Below are 23450 nucleotides of genomic sequence, written 5' to 3' on the forward strand. Positions count from 1 at the left end.
CCGCCTGCGCCAAGCCGCATCAGCGGGCGCTGTTTTGCGGCATTTGCGGGTTGTTGTTGATGCTCGCAGAGACGGCGTCAGGTGATGCGTTCTGGTTGGTGTTGGACGCGTTGCTGCTGCTGGCGTTGCTCAACTGATTGTTGTTCTGGTTGACGGTGGTGTTCCCCGTGATCGAACCAAAATTAGGGCTGCCCGCAATCACCCCGTTGTTGACCATGGGCCGGACCACAGGCGCCCTGGGCGGAGGGTTGGTGTAGGTCACCGAGGACGCTTGGCCCTCTTTGCCCAGAGACTCGTAAAGCTTGCCCATCAGCTCGGGATTCCCGGCGATTTTGGCTTCGATGGCACCTTCGAGGATGGACGAGATCTCCAGCGTCAAGGCGGTGCCCAACCAGTTGGGGCTGTTGGCCAGCAAAGTCGCCAATTGCACATCCGTGCAACTGCCAGCATTGCGCTCCAGCCAAGCTTTGGCCAAATTGGCCCGTGACTCGGGGGCATGGGTGCGCAGGGCGAGCGATTTGAAATGCGCCACAAAACACGCGCTAGCCGGTGCTTTTTGGGCCCATGCGCTGGTCATGGGCAGACCCCCCATGACCATCATCAAGCCAGCAACAAGTGTTTTCAGGGTCATGGGTATGGACGGCCAAATGGGGTGTGAAGTCGGAGTTTGAATTTGAACTCGGTGAAGATGTATCGACACGATAAGACCAAAGTTGAGGTGCTAGATCTCGGTCATGCCTTCAAGCAGCACTCGGTCAGTCGAGCGGCCTGAAGCCCAGCACGATCACAGGCGGTACCCGGCCATCGGTGTCTTTGGGCAGGATCTCGGTTTTGTCGATGGCCCGCAACACCGCTTCGTCCCAGGCCTTGTTGCCACTGGATTGAAGAATACGGCGGCTTTGGATCGTGCCGTCGGGTGCCACCCGCACTTCCACCTCGGCCCTGGGGTTGCCCACCATGTCCCCTGGGTAGGTGATGTTGGGTTTGATGCGGCCCACCAGGCGGCCGGCATAGGTGGCCGAAGGCCCGGACGATTTGAGCGCGGTTCCGGTGGCGTTTTCGCCGCCCGAGGCCCCTGCCATGCCTTGCATGCGCTTGAGGTTTTCTTGACGCACGGCGTCTGCCTTGGCGGCCTCGGCTTTCTCAGCTTTGTCAGCCTTGTCTTTGTCAGCGGCTTTCTTTTTCTCGCGCTCTTTATCTTCTTGCGCCTTTTTCTCTTTGGCGAGCTTGGCTTTCTCGGCCTTGTCCTTTTCGGATTTCTCTTTTTCGGCCTTGGCTTTTTCTAACTTTTCTTGGGCCGCCTTGTCTTTGATGGCCTTTTCTTTCTCTGCTTTTTCTTTCTCGGCCTTCAGCTTTTCAGCTTCCTTTTTCTTGTCGTCCAGTTTCTTCTTTTCCAGAGCGATTTGCGCGTCTTTCAGGGCCAATGCGGGATCAGGGGCCGGTGGTGGGGGTGGTGTGGGTTTGGCAGGCGGCGTGGGTTGCGGTTCCGGCTCAGGCACGGGTTCCGGCTTTGGCAAAGGCTCTTGCAATCGGGGCGCGGCTGCCTGCGGAACGGCCGACCACAGCTCGGCTTCGGCTTGCAAAGATTGCGGTTGGGTTTTCCAAGCCGTGGCCAGGCCCAAGGCCAAGAACAACAAAGCGTGCGCGATCACGGCCACCAGCCATGCACGTCCCATGCCCGGCGGCTCTGGGGGCGCAAATTCGAGGTGCGGCGTGGCCTTGGCGGTCAAACCCGTGTCCTTCTCAAGGTGCCAGTTGAACCGACAAGCCGACGCGGGCAATGCCTGCACGTTGCAAGCTGTCCATGACCTTGACCACGGTTTCGTATTTCACCGTGCGGTCGGCGCTGATGACCACGGCCGTGTTGGTGTCGTCACCCACCAGTCGTTTCACGCTGCTGGCCACGCTTTGCAGCGTGGCGCTGTCGGTTTTGCCATCGCTCACCAGTTCCAGCCGTTCGTCTTTCTGGATCAGGATCTGGATCACTTTGTCGGGCTGTTTGGCCGCCTTACCCACGCTGGGCAGATCCACCATGCTGGGTGTGATCATGGGCGCGGTGACCATGAAGATGATGAGCAGCACCAGCATCACGTCGATGAAGGGCACCATGTTGATTTCCGAGATGGTGCGGCGCCCGCGGCCTCGGGAGGATGTGGAGGGCATGCTCTTGGGCCTTTCTCAGTGACCAGATGCCGAGCCATTGCCTATGGCTGCATTGGCACCCAGGCTGCGCTGCAAGATGTTGGAGAACTCTTCAATGAAGGTTTCCAGTTTGATGGCGATGCGGTCCACGTCGTGGGAAAAGCGGTTGTAGGCCAACACCGCCGGGATGGCGGCAAACAGGCCAATCGCGGTGGCCACCAGGGCTTCGGCAATGCCGGGGGCCACAGCCGCCAAGGTCACTTGCTGCAAGTTGGCCAAGCCCGTGAAGGCGTGCATGATGCCCCAAACCGTGCCGAACAATCCGACATAGGGCGAAATCGATCCAACCGAGGCCAAAAAAGCCAGTTGGGACTCGGCCGCGTCCATCTCGCGCTGAAAGCTCGCCCGCATGGCGCGGCGGGCGCCGTCGAGCAAGGTGCCGGCGTCGGTGATGCGGCGTTCGCGCAGTTTTTGGTACTCGCGCATGCCACTGGCAAAGATGCGTTCCATCGGGCCCGAGAGTTTGGCGTTTTGGCTGGCGGCGTTGAACAGTTCGTTCAAGCTGGTGCCTGACCAAAAAACGCGCTCAAACTCTTCGTTCAGGTTTTTGATGCGCTTGATGGCGGTGATCTTGCGCACGATGGCCGCCCAACTGGCCACGGAGATGCTGAGCAAAATGAGCACCACCAGCTGCACGACAAAACTGGCGTGCAAGAGCAGCGAGACGATGGACATGTCTTGGTTCATTTCAGGGCTTCCAGAACGGGGGCCGGGATGCGGCCGGGTTTCAAGGTGGTGCTGTCGACCCAGCCTAAGCGAATGGTGCCTTCGGCCAGCAATCGGTCGTTTTGGTTGGGCGTGCGCAAGTAAGCGCGTTGGGCAATGCTCAGGCTGGCTTTGCCGCCGGTTTGCAGCTCGGCGGTCACGACCAGGGTGTCGTCCAGTCGGGCGGGTGAGTGGTATTTGACGGCGGTCTCACTCACCACAAACATACCACCCGATTGGTCGCGCAGCACTTGCTGGCCAAAGCCCAAGGCGCGCAGCCACTCGGTGCGGGCGCGCTCAAAAAACTTGAGGTAGTTGGCATAAAACACGATGCCGCCCGCGTCGGTGTCCTCCCAATAAATGCGGATGGGGTGTTCAAAAGCGCTTGGGCTTGACGTGCTCATGGCTGCAACCAGGCTTTCAGGCGGGCAATGGCGGTTTGCAGTTCGGCCATCGAGTTGGCGGTGGAAAAGCGCACAAAACGCGCGGTCTGGTCCGTACCAAAGTCGCGCCCCGGGGTGATGGCCACATGGGCGTGTTCCAGCGCAGCAAATGCAAAGTCCCAGCTGTCTTTGAGGCCCAACTTTTGGCAGGCGGTGCTGCAGTCGGCCCAGGCGTAAAACGCGCCATCGGGTGCCACGGGCACCGTCAGACCCAAGTCGTTCAGGGCCGGGATGAAGTAATCCCGCCGGGCTTTGAATTCGGCGCGGCGGCGTTCGTATTCTGACAGGCTCTTGGGCTCAAAGCAGGCCAGGGCCGCTTGTTGCGACACGGTACTGGCACAGATGAACAGGTTTTGCGCCAGGCGCTCCAGCACGGGCGTGAGCTGCTCGGGCACCACCAGCCAGCCCAGGCGCCAGCCGGTCATGTTGAAGTATTTGCTGAAGCTGTTGATGCTGATGACGTCATCGCCCAGAGCCAGGGCGCTTTGGCCGAACTGGTCGTCGTGGCTCAGGCCCAGGTAAATCTCGTCGATCAGGGTGATGCCGCCTTTTTCGCGCACCACTTCGACGATGCGGGCCAATTCAGCCGGGTCGATCGAGGTGCCCGTGGGGTTGGAGGGCGATGCCAGCAAGACGCCACGCGTGTTGTGCCCCCAGGCTGCAGCCACTTTGCCGGCGCTCAATTGAAAGCGTTCTTCTGCCGTGGTGGGCAGCAAGACTGCGGTGCCTTCGGCCGCACTCACAAAGTGGCGGTTGCAGGGGTAGCTCGGGTCGGGCATCAGAATTTCGTCGCCCCGGTCGATCAGTGCCAGGCAGACCAGTTGTAAAGCTGCGGATGCGCCCGCGGTGACCACGATGCGGCTGGCGGGCACTTGAACGCCAAAGCGCTGCGCGTACCAGCCGCTGATGGCTTGTCGCAGGGCGTCCAGTCCCAGCGCAGGGGTGTATTGGGTTTGACCGGCGGCGACCACGGCCTGTGCGGCGGCTTGCACGCGGGGGGGGGCGGTGAAGTCGGGCTCACCGATGTTCAAGAACACCACGGGCCGGTCGGTGTGCGCGACTTCGCGGGCTTTTTGGCTGGCGGCCTTGGCCACTTCCATGACCCAAAAGGGCTCGATCCGCTCGGCACGCTCGGAGATGCGCATGGTGTGGGCTTTTATTTGGCGCGGCCGGACTGGCGGTCAGCCTGCACTTCGGCGCTTCGTAATTCTGGGGCCAGGCCGTTCAGCACAGCGTTCACGTATTTGTGACCGTCGGTGCCGCCAAAGTCTTTGGCCAGCTCGATGCACTCATTGAGCACCACGCGCCAGGGCACGTCCAGGCAGTGCTGCATTTCATAAACGCCGATCCACATGATGGCCCGTTCGATGGGCGAAATCTCGGCAAAACTTCGATCGAGTTTGGGCCCGATCAAGGCGTCCAGAGCCTCGGATTGTTCAGTGCAGCCGTAGAGCAGGGCGTCGTAATGGGCCGAGTCGGCTTTGTGAAAACCCGACAGGTCGCGGGTGAACACGTCGATGTCCGAGGCCTCGTTTTTGCCCACAATGTGCTGGTAGAGCGCCTGTAATGCAAACTCACGCGAACGGCTGCGAGCGGGCTTGGCAGACGACTTGCGCGTGCCTGCGGCTGCGGGCGGGGTGCTTGCAGCTTCTGGTTCTGGCGTGCTGTTCAGATCGTTCATCAAGTGTTCTCTTTGTCGTCAAACTCTTCTGCCAGATCCGCAGACAGGTCGTCCATGATGCAGGCCATCTCGACCGCCACCCGGGCAGCATCCCGGCCTTTTTCGGTTTGGCGCACAATGGCTTGTTCGAGGTTTTCGGTGGTCAAAATCGCGTTGGCGATCGGCAGGTTGTAGTCGAGCGATACGCGGCTCACGCCCGCGCCAGATTCGTTGGCCACCAGCTCGAAGTGGTAAGTCTCGCCACGGATGATGCAACCCAACGCGATCAGTGCGTCGTATTCGGCGCGCTCGGCCATGGCCTGAAGGGCGACAGGCACTTCGAGGGCGCCGGGCACCATCACATGGTCGATGCTGGTCACGCCCAGCGCTTCGAGTTCTGCGATGCAGGCTTTGGCCAGGGCGTTGGTGATGTCTTCGTTGAAGCGGGCTTGCACGATGCCGATGTGCAGAAATTGGCCGTCGAGTTCGTCGGCAAGGCCTTTGTTGGCGTCAAGCATGTTTATTCCTTGGGGATGTAGCCAGTGATTTCGAGGCCGTAGCCGGTCATGCTGGGCATGCGACGAGGGTTGCCCATGAGTTTCATTTTGTGTACGCCGCATTCGCGCAGAATTTGGGCGCCCACACCGTAAGTGCGCAAGTCCATCTTGCCGCGCTCAGGCGCTTGGGCTGAGCGGGCACGGCCTTCAAATTGGGCCAGCAACTGGTCAGCTGATTCGCCGCAGTTGAGAAGCACAGCCACACCTCTGCCTTGGGCGTTGATGTAGCGCAGGCTGGCGTCCAAGCTCCATGAGTGCATGGCGCGGTTGACTTCCAGCGCGTCGAGTACCGACAGCGGTTCGTGCACCCGTACGGCCACTTCGGTCTCAGGCGTCCATTCGCCCTTGACCAAGGCCAGGTGCACAGCTTGGTTGGTTTGGTCTCGGAAGGCGTGGGCGGTGAATGCGCCGTGCGCAGTTTGCAGGGGACGGCTGCCGATGCGCTCAACCAATGACTCGTTGCGGCTTCGGTGCTCGATCAAGTCGGCAATCGTGCCGATCTTGAGGCCGTGTTCGGCTGCAAAAATTTGCAGATCGGGCAGTCGGGCCATGGTGCCGTCGTCCTTCATGATCTCGCAGATCACCGATGAAGGAGAGCAGCCAGCCATGTCGGCCAGATCGCAGCCGGCTTCGGTGTGGCCTGCACGCATGAGTACGCCGCCATCTACCGCTTGCAGGGGAAAGATGTGACCCGGCTGCACCAGGTCGCTGGGCTGGCTGGCCTTGGCCACGGCTGCTTGTACCGTGCGGGCACGGTCAGCGGCCGAAATGCCGGTGGTCACGCCTTCGGCGGCTTCAATCGACACGGTAAATGCCGTGCTGTAGAAAGTGCCGTTGCGGGCAGCCATGGGCGGGAGCTTCAAAAATTCGCAGCGCTCGCGGGTGAGCGTGAGGCAAATCAGGCCTCGCCCAAATCGGGCCATGAAGTTGATGGCTTCGGGTGTGACATGGTCAGACGCCAGCACCAGATCGCCTTCGTTTTCACGGTCTTCTTCGTCAACGAGGATGACCATGCGACCGGCTTTCATCTCGGCCACGATCTCTTCGACAGGCGAAATGGTCACAGGTGTCAGTTGCGCGGGCGCGTTCATGGGCTGTCTTTCTGGATCAGGCCAGCGCTTAGCATGCGCTCCACGTAGCGGGCCACGGTGTCGATTTCGAGGTTGACCCGGCTGCCCGCATGGAGGCTGCCGAGGGCGGTATTGTCTACAGTGTGGGGAATCAGATTGATGCTGATCTCGCAGCCATCGGGGAGGTCAGTTACGCTGTTGACGGTGAGGCTCACGCCATTGACTGTGATCGAGCCTTTGTAGGCGAGGTATTTGGCCAGCGCGTGCGGGGCGAGGACGCGCAGCTCCCAACTTTCGCCGATTTGTGCGAAATGGCGGATCCGGCCCACGCCGTCCACATGACCCGACACGATGTGTCCACCCAAGCGGTCGTGGGCACGCAGCGCTTTTTCAAGGTTGACGGTGCCTTGCTGGTCCAAGCCGCTGGTCTTGTCCAGCGACTCGGCCGAGATGTCGATCGTGAACTGACGGCTTTCGGGGCTGAAGCTGGTGACGGTCATGCAAGCGCCGTTGAGGGCGATGCTGTCGCCCAAGCCCACATCGTCAAGGTACCCGGCAGGGGCCTCGATGGTGAGGCGTTTGCCGTGGTGTAAAGAGCGACCCAGGTCGTGGGTGGCGACGATTCGCCCCACGCCGGTGATGATTCCGGTAAACATAGCCTTGTATTTTCGCAGGTAAAGAGGGTGAAACGGCCGACAGCACAAGAAAAATGCAGGGTCTGAATCCCTTCTGCTTTGATTTTCAGTCCCTTTTGCTCAGGGTAAACCAAGGCGGCAGGCCTTTTGCTGTGTGCCTAAAATGGTGCATTGCAGCAGATTTCCATTTGCCGCATCCCATCAGGAGTTTTCATTGTCGGTCAAGCCCAAAGTCAAATCGCCCCCTTCGCGCCCATCGCTCAAGGCGAGCAAGGTAGAGAAGCCGGCACAAGCTGTGGCCGTTCGCACCATCAAAAAATACCCCAATCGGCGCTTGTACGACACACAGACTTCCAGTTATGTCACGCTGGCCGAGATCAAAAAAATGGTGATGACGGCCATGCCTGTCCAAGTTTTGGACGCCAAGACGGGTGAGGACCTGACCCGGTCGATTTTTTTGCAGATCATTTTGGAAGAAGAGTCCGCAGGCGTGCCCATGTTCAGTGAGGCGGTTCTGTCCAACATCATCCGGTTTTATGGTCATGCGATGCAGGGGCACATGGGCACTTACTTGGAAAACCATGTGCAGTCCTTCATGGACTGGCAGAACAAATTGGGCGAATCCAGTCCTGTTTTGAGTCCGGAAGTCTGGGCACAATTCATGCAATGGCAAACACCGCTGATGCAAAACATGTTTTCTGGTTTGACCAACCCCTCGCAAAATGTGATGAACCAAATGCAAGAACAGATGCAAAAGCAGATCCAAAAGAACACTGAGCAGCTCTTGGGTGTCATGGGTTTGAGGGCTTGATGGGCACCGCATGACCTTTTGTCACGAAATTGTCGTTTTTGCGGGGACAATGCGGGGATGAGTGAAATGATGTCCACCACCCCTGTCGCCGCCAACCTGCCTGCACCCAAAGTGGGTTTCGTCAGTCTGGGATGCCCCAAAGCCCTGACCGATTCCGAACTGATCCTCACGCAATTGAGCGCTGAGGGGTATCGAACTTCCAAAACTTTTGAAGGCGCTGACCTGGTCATCGTCAACACCTGTGGCTTCATCGACGAAGCCATCCAAGAAAGCCTAGACACCATTGCCGAAGCGTTGAATGAAAATGGCAAAGTGATCGTGACCGGTTGCTTGGGTGCCAAAATAGGTGAGGGCGGCGGCAACATGGTGCGCGAATTGCACCCGAGCGTGCTGGCCGTGACCGGTCCTCACGCCACACAAGAGGTGATGGACGCGGTGCACACGCATTTGCCCAAACCGCACGACCCGTTTTTGGATTTGGTGCCCGGTGGCTTTGGCGAAGCGGGCCTCAAACTCACGCCGCGCCACTATGCTTATTTGAAGATCAGTGAAGGCTGTAACCACCGCTGCACCTTTTGCATCATCCCGTCGATGCGGGGTGACCTGGTATCACGCCCGATTGGCGATGTGCTCAAAGAAGCCAAGGCCTTGTTTGAAGGTGGCGTCAAGGAACTGTTGGTCATCAGCCAAGATACCTCGGCCTACGGGGTGGATGTGAAATACCGCACAGGCTTTTGGGATGGCAAGCCGGTCAAAACCCGCATGTTGGAGTTGGTCCAGGCGCTGGGCGAGATGGCCCGTGCGCACGGTGCATGGGTGAGGTTGCACTACGTATACCCTTATCCGAGTGTGGACGACATCATTCCGCTGATGGCGCAGGGTCTGGTCTTGCCTTATCTGGATGTGCCGTTTCAGCACAGCCATCCCGATGTGCTCAAACGCATGAAGCGACCAGCCAGTGGTGAAAAGAACTTGGAGCGGATCCAGCGCTGGCGCGAGATGTGCCCCGAGTTGGTGATACGCAGTACATTCATTGCAGGCTTTCCGGGTGAAACCGAAGAAGAATTTGAGCACTTGTTGGGTTTTTTGCGCGAGGCGCATATTGACCGGGCGGGTTGTTTTGCTTACAGCCCCGTTCAGGGTGCAAGCGCCAACGATTTGCCCGGGATGTTGCCCGAGGCACTGCGCGAAGAGCGGCGCGCCCGCTTCATGGCGGTGGCCGAAGAGGTGTCGATTGCCCGTTTGCACCAACGTGTGGGCTCCAGCATGCAGGTGCTGGTAGACAGTGCGCCGGCCATGGGTCGCCGTGGTGGCGTGGGCCGCAGTTTTGGCGATGCGCCCGAGATCGACGGTGTGGTGCGCTTGTTGCCCCCCGAAAAAATCAGCAAAACATTGAAAGTCGGTGAGTTCACCCGTGCCCGCATTGTGAGCGTGGAAGGTCACGATTTGGTGGGGGTTCCGGTTTGATGGTGTCCTGTGCGGCTTGGGCCAGCTTTGGGGTAAGCCAGCCGCAACACTTTCCTTGTGGCCAGCTTGCCAAGGGTTTGAAATCGAAGCCAAGTGAATGGCCCAACAAAAAAGCCGCTGATCGAAAATCAACGGCTTGTGATGTTTTTTTAAACTTATCGAGTTCGATAAGATTGGTGCCCAGAAGAGGACTCGAACCTCCACGATGTTACTCGCTAGTACCTGAAACTAGTGCGTCTACCAATTCCGCCATCTGGGCGCCTCAGGAATCAAAGGATTGTATATCAAAAAAGTAGCGCCACCCAGCGGCTTGCTGGAAGAAATTGAAGGCAGTGTGCAAGGGCATCGGGATGGTCACGGGTTCTTGATCCGGGATACGGGAGAGGGGGATATTTACCTCTCACCCAACGAGATGCGTGCTGTCCTGCACAAGGACCGTGTCAAGGTGCGCATCGTGCGCCAGGACCGAAAAGGTCGGCCTGAAGGCCGAATCGTCGAGATCATCGAGCGCCCCGAGCAGCCCATCATTGGGCGCTTGCTGCATGAGGGGGGCTTGTGGTTGGTGGCACCCGAAGACAAGCGTTATGGCCAGGATGTGATGATTCCCAAAGGCGCTACCGGTTCGGCCAAGCCGGGTCAGGTCGTGGTGGTCGAATTGACCGAGCCACCCGCCTTGTTCGGACAGCCCGTGGGCCGCGTGAAAGAAGTGCTGGGCGAGATCGACGACCCAGGCATGGAGATTGAAATTGCGGTGCGCAAGTACAGCGTGCCGCACGAGTTCTCTGCAGGCTGCATGGTGCAAGCCAAGGGCTTGCCCGACAAGGTGCTGGCCAAGGACCGTAAGGACCGGGTGGATTTGCGCGATGTACCCTTGGTCACCATCGACGGTGAAGATGCCCGAGATTTTGACGATGCTGTGTATTGCGAACCCGCCAAAGTGGGGCGTGGCAAGGGCTGGCGTTTGTTGGTGGCAATTGCCGATGTGAGCCACTATGTGCAAACTGGCAGCGATATCGACATTGATGCGTATGACAGAGCCACCAGTGTGTATTTTCCGCGCCGCGTGATCCCCATGCTGCCCGAAAAGTTGTCAAACGGCCTGTGCTCATTGAACCCAGATGTAGACCGCTTGTGCATGGTTTGCGACATGTTGGTCAACGCCAAGGGCGATGTACATGCCTACCAGTTCTACCCGGCGGTGATGCACAGCCATGCGCGGTTCACCTACACCGAGGTGGCGGCGATATTGGCCAATACCCGAGGGCCAGAAGCTGCCAAGCGCAAGGCGCGTGTGACCGATCTGATGAACCTGCAGGATGTGTACAAGGCTTTGCTGGCTTCGCGAGCTGTGCGCGGTGCTGTGGATTTTGAAACCACCGAAACCCAGATCGTGTGCGACGAGAGCGGACGCATCGAAAAAATCGTGCCGCGCGTTCGCAACGAAGCGCACCGCTTGATTGAAGAAGCCATGCTGGCGGCCAACGTTTGCAGCGCAGATTTCATTCAACAGGGCAAACACCCCGGTTTGTTCCGGGTGCACGAAGGCCCCACTGCCGAGAAAAAAGACATCCTGCGCAATTACTTGAAGGCGCTGGGGTTGGGCATCGGCATCAGCGACGATCCTCACACCAGCGAGTTCCAAAAAATCGCGCTCGCGACCAAGGACCGCCCGGACGCGCAGCAAATCCACACCATGCTGCTGCGCTCGATGCAGCAGGCCATTTACACCCCGGTTAACAGCGGGCACTTTGGCCTGGCCTATGAGGCCTACACCCACTTCACCAGCCCCATTCGGCGTTATCCCGACCTGCTGGTCCACCGTGTGATCAAAGCCATATTGATGGAGCGCAAGTACACGCTGCCCAGCTTGCCCGTGCCGGGCGAGGCGCATGCCAAGCTGAGCAAGCGACTTGAAAAAAGCCGCGCGGCCAAGGGCGACGCGCCCGAGTCGTCTGCACCGCGGGTGCGCATGTCGGCCACCGACCAGCGGGCTTGGGAGGCTGCGGGCTTGCACTGCAGCGCCAACGAGCGCCGCGCCGACGAAGCCAGCCGCGATGTGGAAGCCTGGCTCAAGTGCAAGTACATGCGTGAGCATTTGGGCGAGGAGTACAGCGGCGTGGTGTCTGCGGCCACCAGCTTTGGCATCTTCGTGACTTTGGACAACTTGTATGTCGAAGGCTTGGTACACATCACCGAGCTGGGAGGCGAGTATTTCCGCTTTGACGAGCTGCGTCAGGAATTGCGCGGCGAGCGCACGGGCATCCGCTACGCCATTGGCAGCAGGGTGCAGGTACAGGTCAGTCGGGTCGATTTGGATGGCCGCAAGATCGATTTTCGGTTGGTGACAGCGGGCGACGATTTGGTGCCGCGCGCCATGCGCGACAAAGGCCTGTCAGCCCCTTCGGAAAGTGGGCGCGACAAGAAGCGAGGTGCCCAGGATCGCCGAATGGCCGACGCCGAGCGCAACCGCTCACCCATCCAGGCCCTCAAGGCCTCGGTGAAAAAAGCGGCCGCGAAGAAAAAAGGCCCGAGGGCCAGCAAGCCACGGCGCTGAGGCAGTTCAGGCCAGCCGCTTCGCCAGTCGGCTGGCGGTGAGGGCCTCGGCGGACGTCCATTCATCGGCCAATCGGCCGTGTTGCGCCACCGCCGCGCAGGCTGCATCGAAAGCGCTCAGGCCTTGCGCCATGCGTGCGCCCACGAGTCCAGCCAGCACATCGCCAGTGCCGCCGATGGCCAGTCGGCCGTTGCCCGTGATGTTGATCCGAGGCGTGTGCCCGGGCGCGGCGATCACGGTGCCTGAGCCCTTCAGGACCACGCTGCATTGGAAAAGCTCAACCAGTTCTTGTGCCGCTTTCAAGCGGTCGTTTTGCACCTGCTGCGTGGTGCAGCCCAGCAGTCGTGCAGCCTCCAGCGGGTGGGGGGTGAGCACGGTGGCCTCCGAAGCCATGTCCACAGCCCGCTGTCGCAGTGCGTTTTGCAGTGAGATGTCTTGTGCCACGGCATTGAGGCCATCGGCGTCCAGCACCAATTGGGCACTGCGTTGAAGCACCTCGGGCAAGACCGCTTGCACCGCCCTGCCGCCACCACAGCCGCACACCACATGCAGTTTTGCAAGCTCAAGCCGCTTGAATTCGCGTTGCATCACGTCAGGCGGCACGTTGTCACTGGCTTGGTCAGACAGCAGGCTCAAAATCACACGCCCCGCACCCGCGTGCAAAGCCGCAGTGGCCGCCAAAACGGCCGCGCCGCTCATGCCGATGCCGTGTGTGACCATGCCTTCCCCACCAATCACCGCCACATCGCCGTGGCTGCCTTTGTGGCTGGCGTGGGCTTTGGGTGTCGTGGTGCAGGGGGCATTGAGCCAGGCCAGTGGTGCGATGCTGTGATGGCAGGGGCTGTAGCCCAAATCTTCCAGCCAGATCTGGCCGCTGGCGTCGCGTCCATGCCCCATGAGCAGCCCGGCTTGAACCGCGATGAGGCTCAGGGTGTGGTCGGCTTGCACGGCCAAGATGTCAGCGCTTTTGCCGCTGTCCCCAACCAGCCACTGGCCCGTTTGCGGGTTCACTCCAGTAGGCACGTCGATGGCCAGTACCGTTGCCAAGCAGTTATGCATGGCCAGAACGCAGGACTGCAAATCGGCGTTCAAGGCCCGCGTGGCACCAATGCCCAGCAGGGCGTCAACGCACAGGTCCTGCGCATCCATCTGCTGGCACCATTCGGTGGGTACGCTGGACTGAATGCGTACGCCTGCTTGTTGTGCCCGTTGCAAGGCCGCTTGGGCATTTGCCGGGCAGGATCCGCCTGATGCCACGAGGCTGACCACCACTTCTTTGCCCCATTGGTGCAGGTGCAAAGCGGCTTCCAAACCGTCGCCGCCGTTGTTGCCCGGACCTGCGGCGACCCAGATGCGCCGGGCATGCGGTGCCACGGCCAGGGCCAAGCGGGCGCATGCCAGCCCCGCGCTTTGCATCAAAGCTGTTGGGCTGAGGGCCTGCAACGCCGGCTCCAGAAGCCGCACTTGCGCAGGCCCCAGTATGGGCCAGGCGTGTGAGCGGCTCAGGATGTGCATGGTGTCAGTGCTGTTGCAGCAAGGGCTCGAGCAGCAAGGCCAGCTGCAAAATCGTGTCGTCGTGCATGGCCCCATGCCAGGCCATCAAGCCCACGGGGAGTTCACTCGGTGCGTGGCAGGGCAGGGAGATCCCGCAGCCGTCAAGTGTGTTCACGACGCTGGTGTTGCGCAGAAGCAGGCCGTTGACCCTGAAGAATTCGGTATCGCGCTCGGCCCCTGGGGCGACATCGCTGATTTTTGGGGTGGCGATCGGGGTGGTGGGTGAGAGCACGGCGTCGTAACCCACCAGTGCAGCTTCCACGCGGCGAATCCACCGCTGACGGTTTTGCACCAAATCCATGTATTCATGCGCTTTCATGCTGGAGCCGCGCATCAGGCGCTGCAGGACGCGAGGGTCGTAGCGGGCACTGTCCCGGTCCAGCCATTCGCGGTGCCAGGCAAAACCTTCGGCCGGGCTGAAGCCACCCGTGCTCATCATCGGCGTCAACTCATTCAGCTCCGTCAGATCCATCTCGTCGATGCGCGCCCCAGCAGCGCGCAGCTTGCTCAGGCTGCGCTCAAAAGCCCGCGACACGGTCGTATCCAAGTCTTCTTGCATCAGGTGCTTGACCACCGCCAGGCGGTAGCCGGACAGCGGCCGCTGCCCTCGGGGTACTCGTCTGGCCGACAGCACTTCGTGGGCCAAAATCGCGTCGCGCACAGAGCGCGTCATGGCGCAGACGGTGTCGAGCGTGGTGGACAGGGGCAGAGCGCCTTGTGTGGGTACCAGGCGGGCGGTGTTTTTGAAGCCTACGATGCCGTTCAAGGCGGCGGGCACCCGAATGGAGCCGCCCGTGTCCGAGCCCAGACCGATGAAGGCGGCACCGGTGGCCACCGACACGGCGGCGCCCGAGCTGGAGCCGCCGGGCGCATGGGGCTCCCCCAGAGTGCCCACGGCTTGGTTGTAAAGCCCGTCCCAGGCTGCAGGTGTGCCGTAGTGGGGGTTGGTGCCAACGCCCGAAAAGGCGAATTCAACCATGTTCGTGCGCCCGATCAGGCCCGCGCCTGCAGCCCTCAATCGCGCCACGGCGAGGCAGTCCGCTAGAGCCGGGGGCTGGTTTTTCAGGACGATCGAGCCGGCTTGGGTAATCTGCCCTTGAATGTCAAACAGGTCTTTGATGGACACCGCGAGGCCTGCGAGTGGGTTTTGCCCCACTTGGGCCTGGCTGGCTGTGCGAAGCAGCGCCTCGGGGGTGAGATGCATGAAGGTGTAGGCACAGCCAGGACTTTGGGCCAGAGTCAAACAATCTTCAGCAGCGGCTTGGGCCGTTGTGGACCCAGTCCGGATGGCTTGACGGGTAGCGATCAGGTCAGCTTTCATGGAGAAGGGCGCTTTCGGGTGGGTCAAGATGCTATAATCCTAAGGCTTTGCAGAGCAGGGATGCTGTCTTTTGAGTGTCATGTTGATCTTGATCGCCAACAATGACCCCAGCTCAGTGAAGTTCATCCGCGAATCTGTCCCGTCAAGGTGTCAAGTGCAATTTTCATTGCATTCGATCAGTGGGCAGGTTTTAGACCTAACCTTTGGAGTATTTTTATGTCCGTTACCATGCGCGAAATGCTGGAAGCCGGTGTCCATTTTGGTCACCAAACCCGCTTCTGGAACCCCAAGATGGCCCCTTTCATCTTCGGCCACCGCAACAAAATTCACATCATCAACCTGGAAAAATCGCTGCCGATGTTCCAGGACGCGATCAAGTTCGCCAAGCAGCTGTCCGCCAATCGCGGGAACATCCTGATGGTCGGCACCAAGCGCCAGGCCCGTGAGCTGGTGGCTGCCGAAGCCCAGCGCGCTGGCGTGCCTTTCGTCGACCAGCGTTGGTTGGGTGGCATGCTGACCAACTTCAAGACCGTCAAGACCTCGATCAAGCGTCTGAAGGACATGAAGGCTCAGCAAGAAGTTGGCCTCGACAGCCTGAGCAAAAAAGAGCAGCTGATGTTCAAGCGCGAGATGGAAAAGCTTGAAAAAGACATTGGCGGCATCCAAGACATGGCGGCTTTGCCAGACGCGATTTTCGTGATCGACGTGGGCTACCACAAAATCGCCATTTCGGAAGCCAAGAAATTGGGCATCCCGCTGATTGGTGTGGTGGACTCCAACCATTCCCCCGAAGGCATCGACTACATCATCCCTGGTAATGACGACTCGGCCAAGGCCGTGGCCTTGTACGCCCGTGGCATTGCTGACGCGATCATTGAAGGCCGTGCCAATGCGGTCAATGACGTGGTCAAGGCCGTCAGCGAAGCGGCTGACGATCACGCTGAAGAAGTCAACGCTTCTGCTTGAGATCCTAAGACTCGACCAAAGGGGCTTTGTGGCCCCTTTTTTTTAATCTGACTTTTAGACTGAATACGGAGAAATCAAATGGCTGTAATTACCGCAAGCATGGTTGCTGAACTGCGCGCAAAAACCGATGCCCCCATGATGGAGTGCAAAAAAGCCCTGACCGAAGCCGAGGGCGACATGGCCAAAGCGGAAGAGTTGCTGCGCGTCAAGCTGGGCACCAAGGCTGGCAAAGCCGCTTCGCGTGTGACCGCTGAAGGCGTGGTGACCAGTTTTGTCAGCGGCACCACGGGTGCCATGATCGAAGTCAATTGCGAAACCGACTTTGTGACCAAAAACGACAGTTTCTTGGCTTTGGCCAACGCTGCAGCCAAATTGGTCGCCGAGCACAATCCCGCTGACATCGCTGCTTTGGGTGCGTTGCCTTACAGCCAAGACAGTTTTGGCCCGACATTGGAAGACGTGCGCAAAGGCCTGATCGGCAAGATCGGCGAGAACATGAGCTTTCGCCGCTTCAAGCGTGCTGCGGGTGGCGCCAAGATCGCCAACTATCTGCACGGTACCCGCATTGGCGTGCTGGTGGAGTACGAAGGTGACGAGACCGCGGCCAAAGATGTCGCCATGCACGTGGCTGCCATGAAGCCTGTGTCTTTGACCAGCGCCGAAGTGCCTTCCGAGTTGATTGAAAAAGAACGCTCGGTCGCTGCGGCCAAGGCAGCCGAGTCCGGAAAGCCTGCCGACATCGCCACCAAGATGGTCGAAGGTGCTGTGCAAAAGTACCTCAAAGAGGTGTCTTTGTTCAACCAGTCGTTCGTCAAGAACGACAAGCAGACCGTCGAGCAAATGCTCAAGGCCGCTGGCACCACCGTCAAGGCATTCACCCTGTACGTGGTCGGCGAGGGCATCGAGAAGAAGGTTGACGACTTCGCTGCCGAAGTGGCGGCCCAGGTGGCTGCAGCTCAAAACGCTGCAGCCTGAACCCCTTGACCTGTTGATGCATTTTTATTGTCCACATTGATCACCCAGGAGCCCATCATGTCCTCAGCCAAGCCAGCCTACAAGCGTATTTTGCTCAAGCTGTCAGGCGAGGCCTTGATGGGGGATGATGCTTTTGGCATCAACCGCGCGACCATCGTTCGCATGGCCGAGGAGATCGCCGAGGTGACTCGACTGGGCGTGCAAGTGGCGGTGGTGATTGGTGGAGGCAACATATTCAGGGGTGTGGCGGGCGGCTCTGTCGGTATGGACCGCGCTACAGCCGACTACATGGGCATGTTGGCCACCGTGATGAACTCTTTGGCTTTGGCCGATGCCATGGACAAAGCCGGTTTGACGGCCCGTGTCATGTCGGCCATCGGCATTGACCAAGTGGTCGAGCCCTATGTTCGCCCCAAAGCTTTGCAGTACCTAGAAGAGGGCAAAGTGGTGGTTTTTGCTGCTGGCACGGGTAACCCTTTTTTCACCACCGACACGGCAGCCGCATTGCGCGGTGCCGAAATCGGTGCCGAAATGGTGCTCAAGGCTACCAAAGTGGATGGCGTTTACACGGCCGATCCCAAAAAAGACCCTTTGGCCACCCGTTACACAGAAATCAGCTTCGACGAAGCCATTTCCCGAAATTTGGGCATCATGGACGCCACCGCTTTTGCCTTGTGCCGTGACCAAAAGTTGCCGATCAAGGTGTTCTCGATCATCAAGAATGGCGCCTTCAAACGTGTGGTTCTGGGTGAAGACGAGGGTACCCTGGTTTATGCTTGAGAACGTTCTGACAAGGAGAGCCCGATGACCATTGCTGACATCAAAAAAACATGCGAGACCAAGATGGAGCAGTCCATTGCGGCCTTCAAAAACAACCTGACCAAAATTCGCACCGGCCGTGCCAATCCGGCCTTGCTCGACACCATCCATGTTGATTACTACGGTTCTATGGTGCCTTTGTCGCAAGTGGCAAACGTGTCTTTGATGGACTCGCGCACTATCAGCGTGCAGCCTTGGGAAAAAGGCATGGGTGCCAAGATTGAAAAAGCCATCCGTGAAAGCGATCTGGGCCTGAACCCCGCTTCCATGGGCGATTTGATTCGCGTACCCATGCCCCCCATGAGCGAAGAGCGCCGCAAGGAAATGACCAAGCTAGCCCGCACCGAAGGGGAGAACGGCAAGATCGCGATCCGCAATTTGCGCCGCGATGCCAATGAAGCGGTTAAAAAATTGGTCAAAGACAAAGAAGCGTCTGAGGACGATCAAAAGCGTGCCGAGGCCGAGGTCCAGAAACTGACCGACAAGCGCATGACCGAAATCGATCAGTTGGTGACCGCCAAAGAGCAAGAAATCATGGCGGTTTGACAGGTCTTTCAGTGCCGTGGTCTGCCGCGGCCTGAATGGCCGCCTTCAAGGCGGCTTTTTTTTGGAGATTCAGTGCTCAAACAACGTGTCATCACTGCGGTCCTTCTTTTGGCCCTGCTTTTGCCCGCACTTTTTGCGGTCAACCCTTGGCCATTCATGGGGCTTACTGTGGTTTTGATCGCCGCAGGTGCTTGGGAGTGGGGTCGTCTCAATGGTGTAGGAAGCTCCAAAGCATGGCTTGGAGCGCTTTTGTGTGTGCTGGCCTGTGCTTTGGCACAACAGCTGGGTTGGGTGCGTGCCACACCACCACTCCTTTGGTTGTTGGCCGGTGCCATTTGGGTTTTGTTGGGTGCCTGGATGATTCAGCGTGGGGTGTCTGGCTGGGCACTTTGGCCGCGAGTGGTTCGCTGGATGTGTGGATTGCTTTTGTTGGCCTTGGCTTGGTTGGCCTTGGCGCAAGCGCATCATAAAGGCGTGAATTTTCTTTTGTCTGTGTTGGTGTTGGTCTGGGCGGCAGATGTTTTTGCTTATTTTTTTGGCCGTGCGCTCGGTGGACGTTTTTTCAGCGTCAAGTTGGCACCCTCGATCAGTCCAGGCAAAAGTTGGGAAGGTGTTTTCGGTGGTGTCTTGGGCGTTCTCTTGGTGGCGCTGGTCTGGGCTCAATTCGACCAAAGTGGTGCTTCGGCTCAGCCGAGTTTCTTTACCCTGATTTTGGCCAAGGGCTGGTGGGTGGCCGTGCCGGCTTTGTTGTTCATGTCTGCCATGAGCGTGGTGGGCGACTTGGTGGAGTCTTTGGTCAAACGCAGTGCCGGCATGAAAGACAGTTCGGGTTTGTTACCGGGGCATGGTGGGGTTCTAGACCGCGTCGATGCTTTGCTGCCGACTTTGCCTTTGGCCATGATGCTGGTGGTCTGGATTTGAAATGGAGACATCTCACATGAATCACGCTCAGTGCATCACCATCTTGGGTTCGACCGGCTCGATCGGTACCAGCACTCTGGATGTATTGGCCCGTCACCCTGATCAATATCGCATCCATGCGTTGACGGCCTCCAGCCAGGTCAATTTGATGTTGTCCCAATGCGCTCGATTTTCCCCCGAAGTGGCTGTGATGGCGCAAGAGGATGCAGGCAGGTTGCTGGCTGAAAAAGTCAAAGCCGAGGGTTTGCCTGTCAGGGTCTTATGGGGTGCCCAAGCTTTAGACGAAGTGGCTTCGGCCCCGCAAGTGGATGCCGTGATGGCCGCCATCGTGGGTGCCGCAGGCTTGTCCCCTTGTTTGGCTGCGGCCCGCTCGGGAAAACGTCTCATGTTGGCCAACAAAGAAGCTTTGGTGGTGGGAGCAGACGTGTTCCTAGAAGCGGTGCGCGCGGGGGGGGCTTTGTTGTTGCCCATCGACAGTGAACATTCGGCCATTTTTCAATCCTTGCCTGAGGATCCTTCGACTTGGCAGCGGCGGGTGCAAAAAATCATCTTGACTGCATCCGGTGGTCCGTTTCGTGCGCGAGACCCTCAGACCCTCAGGCATGTGACCCCAGAAGAGGCTTGCGCTCATCCGAATTGGGTGATGGGCCGAAAGATCTCGGTCGACTCTGCCACCATGATGAACAAGGCGCTGGAGGTGATTGAAGCGCATTACTTGTTTGGCATGTCGCCGGAGCAATTGGAAGTGGTGATTCACCCCCAAAGTGTCATCCACTCCATGGTTCAGTACCGTGATCATTCGGTGGTCGCTCAGTTGGGGACACCGGATATGCGGGTGCCCATTGCTTACGGATTGAGTTGGCCAGAGCGCATCACTTCCGGTGCTCAAGCGCTTGATTTTCACGCCTTGTCTGCGATGACTTTTGAGGCGATGGACCAAGCTGATCATCTGTTGCGTTTCCCAGGAATTCAACTGGCTTGGGAGACTCTGCGGGGAGCGCCAGGCAGTTGCGCTGTTTTGAACGCGTCCAACGAAGTGGCGGTTGATGCATTCTTGAGCAAACGCATCAGGTTTGACCAGATTCAGGATGTCAATAGAGCGACGCTGGACAGCATGAGTTTCAGTGCCCCAACAGGTCTAGAAGCCTTGTTGGCCTTGGATGCAAGCAGCCGTTCACAAGCGGAGCAAAGCATTTTAAAGATGCGCTGATCAGGGCCTGGCGATGCCGCTGAACACTGATGAAGCCTGATGTATTATCTTTGTTGGTTTTTTGGCTTAAATGCACAATGGAGCCAACTTTTTTCGCCCGGCGGCATGGCAACTTGGCTATCGGGCTTTTACCGAGAGGTTCAGAGTTTTGACTTTCGACCCCGGTTGTGAATTGGTCTTTGAACGATTGCACCATGAATTTTTTTGAATCCCGCTTCCATTGCATACCATTTGCCATCAAGGCCATCGCTTGCGCGGCACTCAGCCTGCCGGCTTTGGCTGTTGAGCCTTTCACGGTGCGCGACATTCGCGTGGAGGGTCTGCAGCGCATCGAACCCGGAACGGTTTTTGCATCACTGCCCGTCAGAGTTGGCGACCGCTACACCACCGATACGGGTGCAGCAGCGATTCGCGCATTGTTTGCCCTCGGTCTGTTCAAGGATGTGCGCTTGGAGACCCAAGGGGACGTGCTGGTCGTGGTTGTGGAAGAGCGCCCCTCGGTGGCTTTGGTTGAGTTTGTGGGTCTCAAGGAGTTTGACAAGGACGTTCTCACCAAAGCACTCAGAGACATTGGCTTGTCGGAGGGGCGCCCGTTTGACAAAGCTTTGGCCGACAGGGCCGAACAAGAACTCAAACGTCAGTACATCAGCCGCAGTTTGTATGGCGCCGAGGTCGTCTCGACCACCACGCCAGTGGACCGCAACCGTGTGAACCTGACTTTCACCATCACCGAAGGCGGTCCGGCCAGGATTGGTCAAATCGAGATCGTAGGCAACAAGGCCTTCACCGACCAAACTTTGCGCGACCAATTCAATTTGGACACCGGTGGTTGGATGAGTTGGTACACCAAATCCGACCGTTATTCGCGCACCAAGCTCAATGCCGACTTGGAGGCCTTGCGCTCCTATTACCTTTCGCGTGGGTTTTTAGAGTTTCGCATTGATTCCACCCAAGTGGCCATGTCCCCTAACAAGCAGGAGATGTCGATCACCATCAACATCACCGAGGGTGAGCGCTTTGTTACTTCTGGGGTGAGCCTTGAAGGCAATTACCTGGATCGGGATGATGAGTTCAAGGCCCTGATCAAGATTGCCGTGGGTAAGCCTTACAACGCAGAGATGGTTGCCGAGACGACCAAGGCATTCACCGAGTATTTTGGCAAGTTCGGCTTTGCTTTTGCGCGCGTAGAGGCCAAGCCGGTGATCGATCGCCAAAACAACCGCGTTCAATTTGTGTTACAAGCCGAGCCGTCAAGGCGTGCTTATGTGCGGCGCATTCAAGTGGCGGGCAATGACCGTACGCGTGATGAAGTGATTCGCCGGGAGTTTCGTCAATTAGAGTCTTCTTGGTACGACGGCGACAAAATCCGTCTGTCGCGTGACCGCGTGGACCGCTTGGGTTACTTCACCAGCGTAAATGTGGAAACCATAGAAGTACCGGGTGCGCAAGACCAGGTGGATTTGTTGTTCACGGTCACAGAAAAGCCCACAGGAAGCATTTCTTTGGGCGCAGGTTTTTCATCCATTGAAAAAGTGGCTTTGAATTTTGGTATTCGCCAAGACAATGCTTTTGGATCTGGCAACTTTTTGGCTGTAGAGGTCAATACCAGCCGTTTTAACCAAAATTTGGTGGTCAGCACCACCAACCCGTATTACACCCAGAACGGCATTTCCAGAACTTTCGATTTTTTCCATCGAACCACTCGGCCATTTTTTGGCAATATTAATTCTTACCGAATTATCAACACAGGCTTGGGAACGCGCTTTGGTGTTCCGGTGACCGAAACTGACACAGTATTTTTAGGTGTCAATGCTGAGGAAACCCATGTCAAGGAAGGCATTGGCATACAAGCTCCTGATAGATTGCGAGAGTACTTGGATGCTAAAACGGCTTTGCCCATCACTGTAGGTTGGGCCAGAGACAGACGTGACAGCGCCTTGGTTCCAAGCCGCGGCGCTCTTCAAAGGTTCAATTCGGACGTGAGTTTGGCGGGTGATCTTCACTATGCACGCGCAAATTACCAGTTCCAACAGTACATCCCGCTGACTAAAAAATACACATTCGCTTTCAATGCGGATGTCGGAATGGGTCAAGGCTTGAACGGCCAAGCGTTTCCACTTCTAAAGAACTACTATGTAGGTGGTTTAGGCAGTGTTCGAGGATTTGAAAGAAACACATTGGGCCCGCCGCCTAAAACTGGTGAAGCTGTTACCTTTTTCCCTGGTGGGTCTAAGAAACTGGTTTTCAATGCCGAGTTCATCACCCCGTTCCCCGGCGCTGGCAATGACAAAACCTTGAGGTTGTTTGGCTTCACCGATGCGGGCCGTGCGTTTGACGCTAGCGAAAACATGTCCTTGGATAAACTGAGCGTTTCCGCTGGTGTGGGTTTGAGCTGGATCTCGCCCATGGGTCCACTTCGCTTTTCTTATGCAACGCCCATCGTCAAGCAGACAAACGATAGAATCCAGCGTCTGCAATTCCAAATTGGAACCTCCTTCTAATGAACTCGATTCATCCCAAAATTGCTTTGGCCTGCTGCATTGCAGCTTCTTTGTTGTCTTTCAATGCTCAGGCCCAAGACATCAAGCTGGGCTTTGTCAATACAGAGCGCATCTTTCGTGAAGCTGCCACAGCCAAGCAAGCCCAAGCCAAGTTGGAGCAAGAGTTTTCCCGTCGCGAAAAAGAATTGGTGGACAACGGCAACAGCTTGAAGCTGGCTTCTGAGCGTTTTGAGCGCGAAGCCCCAACTTTGGCCGAGTCGCAACGGACGGCACGCCAAAAACAATTGTTGGATCAAGACCGTGAGTTTCAGCGTAAGCGCCGTGAATTTCAAGAAGACTTGAATGCACGGAAAAACGAGGAGCAGCAAATTGTGGTGGAGCGCGCTAATCGCGCTGTGAAACAGGTGGCTGAGGCTGAAAAATACGATGTGATTTTTCAGGAAGCCGTCTACATTCACCCGAAACATGACATCACCGACAAAGTCATCAGGGCCCTGAACGCCTCGGTGGGTAAGTGATCGTCATTGCCTGAT

At 58.0% G+C, this 23450-nt stretch carries 23 protein-coding genes and 1 tRNA gene; 11 read left to right on the forward strand and 13 right to left on the reverse strand.

Annotated features, from left to right (window positions below):
• Positions 1-19: 19 nt before the first annotated feature.
• From ABWQ00_RS10085 to ABWQ00_RS10130, 10 genes are all read right to left on the reverse strand, one after another.
• The gene (locus ABWQ00_RS10085) at positions 20-631 is read right to left on the reverse strand and encodes a hypothetical protein (protein ID WP_353238544.1); all 612 of its coding nucleotides are present in this window, start codon (positions 629-631) and stop codon (positions 20-22) included.
• A 124-nt stretch (positions 632-755) separates the two neighbouring features.
• Positions 756-1730 carry a cell envelope integrity protein TolA gene (tolA, locus tag ABWQ00_RS10090; RefSeq protein WP_353238545.1) on the reverse strand — a complete coding sequence of 325 codons (975 nt, stop codon included), beginning with the start codon at positions 1728-1730 and terminating at the stop codon, positions 756-758.
• 13 nt (positions 1731-1743) lie between these two features.
• A complete protein-coding gene (locus ABWQ00_RS10095; RefSeq protein WP_353238546.1) occupies positions 1744-2163 on the reverse strand; it encodes an ExbD/TolR family protein in 420 nt (139 codons plus the stop codon).
• A 15-nt stretch (positions 2164-2178) separates the two neighbouring features.
• Positions 2179-2889 (reverse strand): protein TolQ, encoded by a 711-nt coding sequence (gene tolQ / locus ABWQ00_RS10100; protein WP_353238547.1) that lies wholly within the window; start codon positions 2887-2889, stop codon positions 2179-2181.
• A complete protein-coding gene (locus tag ABWQ00_RS10105; RefSeq protein ID WP_353238548.1) occupies positions 2886-3311 on the reverse strand; it encodes a YbgC/FadM family acyl-CoA thioesterase in 426 nt (141 codons plus the stop codon). Before ABWQ00_RS10105 ends, tolQ begins: the two co-directional genes overlap by 4 nt.
• Positions 3308-4495, reverse strand: coding sequence for a pyridoxal phosphate-dependent aminotransferase (locus ABWQ00_RS10110; protein ID WP_353238549.1), 1188 nt, complete (start codon positions 4493-4495; stop codon positions 3308-3310). Before ABWQ00_RS10110 ends, ABWQ00_RS10105 begins: the two co-directional genes overlap by 4 nt.
• Positions 4496-4506: 11 nt before the next feature.
• Positions 4507-5031, reverse strand: a complete 525-nt coding sequence (gene nusB / locus ABWQ00_RS10115; protein ID WP_353238550.1) for a transcription antitermination factor NusB — start codon at positions 5029-5031, stop codon at positions 4507-4509.
• A complete protein-coding gene (gene ribH, locus ABWQ00_RS10120) occupies positions 5031-5528 on the reverse strand; it encodes a 6,7-dimethyl-8-ribityllumazine synthase (RefSeq protein WP_353238551.1) in 498 nt (165 codons plus the stop codon). Before ribH ends, nusB begins: the two co-directional genes overlap by 1 nt.
• A 2-nt stretch (positions 5529-5530) precedes the next feature.
• Entirely contained in the window at positions 5531-6658 is a 1128-nt protein-coding gene (ribBA, locus tag ABWQ00_RS10125; protein ID WP_353238552.1) for a bifunctional 3,4-dihydroxy-2-butanone-4-phosphate synthase/GTP cyclohydrolase II, read from the reverse strand.
• Positions 6655-7293: a riboflavin synthase gene (locus ABWQ00_RS10130; protein ID WP_353238553.1), complete on the reverse strand. Its 639-nt coding sequence runs from the start codon at positions 7291-7293 to the stop codon at positions 6655-6657. Before ABWQ00_RS10130 ends, ribBA begins: the two co-directional genes overlap by 4 nt.
• Positions 7294-7435: 142 nt before the next feature.
• Between ABWQ00_RS10130 and phaR the strand changes: the two genes are divergently transcribed.
• Entirely contained in the window at positions 7436-8083 is a 648-nt protein-coding gene (phaR, locus tag ABWQ00_RS10135) for a polyhydroxyalkanoate synthesis repressor PhaR (RefSeq protein ID WP_353238554.1), read from the forward strand.
• Positions 8084-8140: 57 nt separating this feature from the next.
• Positions 8141-9550 (forward strand): 30S ribosomal protein S12 methylthiotransferase RimO, encoded by a 1410-nt coding sequence (rimO, locus tag ABWQ00_RS10140; RefSeq protein ID WP_353238555.1) that lies wholly within the window; start codon positions 8141-8143, stop codon positions 9548-9550.
• A 174-nt stretch (positions 9551-9724) separates the two neighbouring features.
• Here the strand turns inward: rimO and ABWQ00_RS10145 are convergent.
• Positions 9725-9809 (reverse strand) — tRNA-Leu (locus tag ABWQ00_RS10145).
• An 18-nt stretch (positions 9810-9827) separates the two neighbouring features.
• On the opposite strand from ABWQ00_RS10145, the gene rnr reads away from it, so the two are divergent.
• Positions 9828-12104, forward strand: coding sequence for a ribonuclease R (gene rnr, locus ABWQ00_RS10150; RefSeq protein WP_353238556.1), 2277 nt, complete (start codon positions 9828-9830; stop codon positions 12102-12104).
• Positions 12105-12110: 6 nt separating this feature from the next.
• On the opposite strand, the gene ABWQ00_RS10155 is transcribed toward rnr, so the two are convergent.
• Together ABWQ00_RS10155 and ABWQ00_RS10160 are read right to left on the reverse strand one after the other, a co-directional pair.
• Positions 12111-13619, reverse strand: coding sequence for an NAD(P)H-hydrate dehydratase (locus tag ABWQ00_RS10155; protein ID WP_353238557.1), 1509 nt, complete (start codon positions 13617-13619; stop codon positions 12111-12113).
• 4 nt (positions 13620-13623) lie between these two features.
• The gene (locus ABWQ00_RS10160) at positions 13624-14979 is read right to left on the reverse strand and encodes an amidase (RefSeq protein WP_353238558.1); all 1356 of its coding nucleotides are present in this window, start codon (positions 14977-14979) and stop codon (positions 13624-13626) included.
• A gap of 216 nt (positions 14980-15195) precedes the next feature.
• Here ABWQ00_RS10160 and rpsB point away from each other — a divergent pair, with 216 nt between their 5' ends.
• The 8 genes from rpsB to ABWQ00_RS10200 all read left to right on the forward strand — a co-directional run bounded on the left by rpsB (position 15196) and on the right by ABWQ00_RS10200 (position 23435).
• The gene (rpsB, locus tag ABWQ00_RS10165) at positions 15196-15945 is read left to right on the forward strand and encodes a 30S ribosomal protein S2 (protein WP_353238559.1); all 750 of its coding nucleotides are present in this window, start codon (positions 15196-15198) and stop codon (positions 15943-15945) included.
• 78 nt (positions 15946-16023) lie between these two features.
• Positions 16024-16920 (forward strand): translation elongation factor Ts, encoded by an 897-nt coding sequence (gene tsf, locus ABWQ00_RS10170; protein ID WP_353238560.1) that lies wholly within the window; start codon positions 16024-16026, stop codon positions 16918-16920.
• A 57-nt stretch (positions 16921-16977) separates the two neighbouring features.
• Positions 16978-17700 carry a UMP kinase gene (gene pyrH / locus ABWQ00_RS10175; protein WP_353238561.1) on the forward strand — a complete coding sequence of 241 codons (723 nt, stop codon included), beginning with the start codon at positions 16978-16980 and terminating at the stop codon, positions 17698-17700.
• A gap of 24 nt (positions 17701-17724) precedes the next feature.
• Positions 17725-18285 (forward strand): ribosome recycling factor, encoded by a 561-nt coding sequence (frr, locus tag ABWQ00_RS10180; RefSeq protein ID WP_353238562.1) that lies wholly within the window; start codon positions 17725-17727, stop codon positions 18283-18285.
• Positions 18286-18357: 72 nt separating this feature from the next.
• Positions 18358-19206 (forward strand): phosphatidate cytidylyltransferase, encoded by an 849-nt coding sequence (locus ABWQ00_RS10185; RefSeq protein WP_353238563.1) that lies wholly within the window; start codon positions 18358-18360, stop codon positions 19204-19206.
• Positions 19207-19222: 16 nt separating this feature from the next.
• Complete coding sequence (locus ABWQ00_RS10190; protein ID WP_353238564.1) at positions 19223-20416, forward strand: 1-deoxy-D-xylulose-5-phosphate reductoisomerase; 1194 nt, start codon at positions 19223-19225, stop codon at positions 20414-20416.
• Positions 20417-20610: 194 nt separating this feature from the next.
• A complete protein-coding gene (gene bamA, locus ABWQ00_RS10195; protein ID WP_353238565.1) occupies positions 20611-22917 on the forward strand; it encodes an outer membrane protein assembly factor BamA in 2307 nt (768 codons plus the stop codon).
• Positions 22917-23435 carry an OmpH/Skp family outer membrane protein gene (locus ABWQ00_RS10200; protein ID WP_353238566.1) on the forward strand — a complete coding sequence of 173 codons (519 nt, stop codon included), beginning with the start codon at positions 22917-22919 and terminating at the stop codon, positions 23433-23435. The genes bamA and ABWQ00_RS10200 overlap by 1 nt, the downstream gene beginning before the upstream one ends.
• Positions 23436-23450: the final 15 nt, after the last annotated feature.

It is taken from the genome of Limnohabitans sp., from assembly GCF_040400975.1.
GTDB lineage: Bacteria > Pseudomonadota > Gammaproteobacteria > Burkholderiales > Burkholderiaceae_C > Limnohabitans_A.